Consider the following 3,280-nt stretch of genomic DNA (forward strand, 5'->3'; position numbering starts at 1 on the left):
GATAGATATTTTATATTTGATTTAAAATTAGATAGATTTGATGAAGTTATTGATTTTAGTGAAGAAGCTTTATTAAATGTTGACAAATATAATTATGAAGATGAATTTTCTGATATATTATTGATAGATGATTTTAATATAGAAAATGCTAAAAAATTCATAGTTGGTAATAATAAAAAAATTTATTATTATTCATTAAATATAATAAAATCATTATCATTTTTTAAATTACCAGGTATATTAAAGTATTTAGAAAGAGTTAGATTTTTTAACTCCATTAAAGAGATAAAGAATTATTTTAGAAATAATTTAAATACATATATTCCACATATATTATTAGATTCAAGTGATGAAAAAAGGAAAGAACTTCAAAAAACAGTTAATAATATTTTAATGCAAGAGCATGAATTTAGACTTACTAAAGAAGGAAGATGCACAAATAATATACTTTTAAGTATAGGTATACCAACATGGAACAGGGGAAATTTAGCACTAAAGAATATTAAATCATTGTTAAGAACTCCATATGATTCTGAAATTGAATTTGTTGTATCCGATAATGGATCAACGCAATATACAGATGAATACTTACAAATAAGAAATATGAATGATTCTAGGGTAAAATATTTTAGATTTGATAAGAACATGGGAGCTACAATTAATTTTGCTAATGTTATGTCAATTGCAAGCGGAAAATATGTACTACTTTTAAGCGATGAAGATAGAGTTAATTTAGAAGTATTAGGACATTATATGAATTTGTTAAAAAATAATGAAAATATTGCTTTGATAAGATCTTCAACAGATAGTATGTATATAAATTTATCAAATCAATGTTTTTCAGCTGGATATGATGCATTAAAAAATGCGTTTTTAACAGGAAATTATATTTCTGGGATTATTTACAAAAAAGAAATATTTAATAAATATAAATTAAAGGATTTATATTTGAAATATAAAAATAATATCGCATATAAATATTATCCACATATGTTTTGGGATAGCGTTATGGCTTTAAATGGAGAATTTGTAACTGATAGTAATACACTAATTTTTCATGGAAAATCTGTATTGCAAGAACAAATTGCTAAAGGAATTGCTGAGAATGATTCTGAAATAAAGAAAAACATTTCTGTTGAATTGGATAATATGCCTCTATATGTAACTTATGAAAATAGGATATTACAACATTATGGGTTTATTGAATTAATTAATAATTTGAATATAGATTCTATAGAAATGGTTATTCTTTTATATATAAAATTGTGTTTCAAAACAAATTTTTTACCAAGTTTAGTTAAAGATACATATTTAAATAATGGATATGATTGGAATATTATATATAATAAAATTTTAAAATGTTGCATAAAAGGAATAGAACAATTAAAAGTTGATTTATCTGTGGAACAAAAGGAATTGATAAAATTTTATATTTTAAAAGCTAATAATGAGAATAGATAATTAATATTAATTTGATGTTAGGAGAAAAAAATGAAAGTTGTTATTTTAGCTGGTGGCTATGGGACAAGAATATCAGAAGAATCGCATTTAAAACCTAAACCAATGATTGAGATTGGAGGTAAACCAATTTTATGGCATATAATGAAAATATATTCTAATTATGGATATAATGATTTTATAATATGTTGTGGATATAAAGGATATATAATTAAGGAATATTTTGCAAATTATTACTTGCACCAAAGTGATATTACATTTGATTTTAAAGAAAAGAATAAAATGACTATACATAATAATTTTGCAGAACCTTGGAAAGTTACATTAGTAGATACTGGGCTTGATACAATGACTGGTGGACGAATAAAAAGAGTTCAAAAATATATTGATAATGAACCATTTATGCTTACATACGGAGATGGAGTGAGTAATGTAAATATAAATGAATTAGTAAAATATCATCAATTTCATAAAAAGATAGCAACAATAACAGCTGTAAATATCGGTCAACGTTTTGGTGTACTTGAAATTACTGATAATAAAATTAATTCATTTAGAGAAAAAAATAATAATGATGGAAATATGATAAATGCTGGATTTATGGTATTAGAGCCTAAGATATTTGATTACATAGAAGGAGACAAGACTGTATTTGAAAAAGAGCCATTAGAAAAAATTGCAGAGATTGGAGAATTGATGGCATATAAACATGAAGGGTTTTGGAAGTGTATGGATACTCAAAGAGATAAGCATCAGCTTGAAAATTTATGGGAAAGTGGGAATGCACCATGGAAAATATGGGAATAGATTTGGAGTTTTATAGAAACAAAAGGGTATTGGTAACAGGTCATACGGGTTTTAAAGGAACTTGGCTTTGTAAAATGTTAAATAGTATTGGAGCAATTGTTATAGGATATTCATTAAATCCAGTAACTGAACCAAGTTTATTTGAACTGATTGGTATAGGAAAAGATATAATTTCTATTATAGGAGATATTCGAGATTTTAATAAATTAAATCAAGTTTTTGAAAAGTATGAACCAGAAATTGTTTTTCATTTAGCTGCACAGCCGATTGTAATAGAAAGCTATAATGATCCGCTATATACATATGAAACTAATGTTATGGGAACTGTTAATGTGTTAGAATGCATAAGAAATAATAAATGTGTAAAATCATTTTTAAACATAACTACAGATAAGGTTTATAAAAATAATGAATGGGAGTGGGGATATCGTGAAAATGAGCCATTAGGAGGATATGATCCTTATTCTAATAGTAAATCATGTTCAGAATTTGTTACTTATAGCTATAAAAATTCATTTTTTAATGAGAAACATATAGCTGTATCAACAGCAAGAGCAGGAAATGTAATAGGTGGAGGTGATTTTTCTCCTAATAGAATTATTCCAGACTGTATTAGGGCAGTTGAAAAAAAAGAAACTATAATAATTAGGAATCCATATTCAGTAAGACCTTATCAGCATGTATTGGAACCGTTATATGTATATCTTATGATAGCAGAAAAGCAGTATAAAGATATAAAATATGCTGATAGTTATAATATTGGCCCCGATGAAAGGGATTGCATTACTACAGGAACATTAGCAAATTTATTTTGTAATAAATATGGAGAAAATATAAAGTGGGAGAGTAAACATGTTGCAACACCACATGAGGCGAATTTTTTAAAATTAGATTGTTCAAAGCTTAAGAGCACGTTTAAATGGAAACCAAGATGGAATGTTGAAAAAAAAGAAACTATAATAATTAGGAATCCATATTCAGTAAGACCTTATCAGCATGTATTGGAACCGTTATA

Annotated in this window: 3 protein-coding genes; all 3 read left to right on the top strand. The window is 25.7% G+C overall.

Features of this window, described 5'->3' with window-relative positions:
* Positions 1 to 1,461 (top strand): glycosyltransferase (locus tag Q0F58_RS18355; RefSeq protein ID WP_294379339.1); only part of this gene is annotated, 1,461 nt, incomplete at its 5' end.
* A 30-nt stretch (positions 1,462 to 1,491) separates the two neighbouring features.
* Positions 1,492 to 2,265, top strand: a complete 774-nt coding sequence (gene rfbF, locus Q0F58_RS18360) for a glucose-1-phosphate cytidylyltransferase (protein ID WP_294379341.1) — start codon at positions 1,492 to 1,494, stop codon at positions 2,263 to 2,265.
* Positions 2,247 to 3,280: CDP-glucose 4,6-dehydratase (gene rfbG, locus Q0F58_RS18365; RefSeq protein ID WP_294379344.1), on the top strand; the 1,034-nt coding region annotated here is incomplete at its 3' end. The genes rfbF and rfbG, both read left to right, overlap by 19 nt.

This window comes from uncultured Clostridium sp., from assembly GCF_934754915.1.
In the GTDB taxonomy this organism is placed as follows: Bacteria; Bacillota; Clostridia; order Clostridiales; family Clostridiaceae; genus Clostridium.

Bases quoted from the DNA above. Each gene is read 5' to 3' on its own strand.
- rfbF (WP_294379341.1), top strand. From the start codon at position 1,492: ATGAAAGTTGTTATTTTAGCTGGTGGCTATGGGACAAGAATATCAGAA.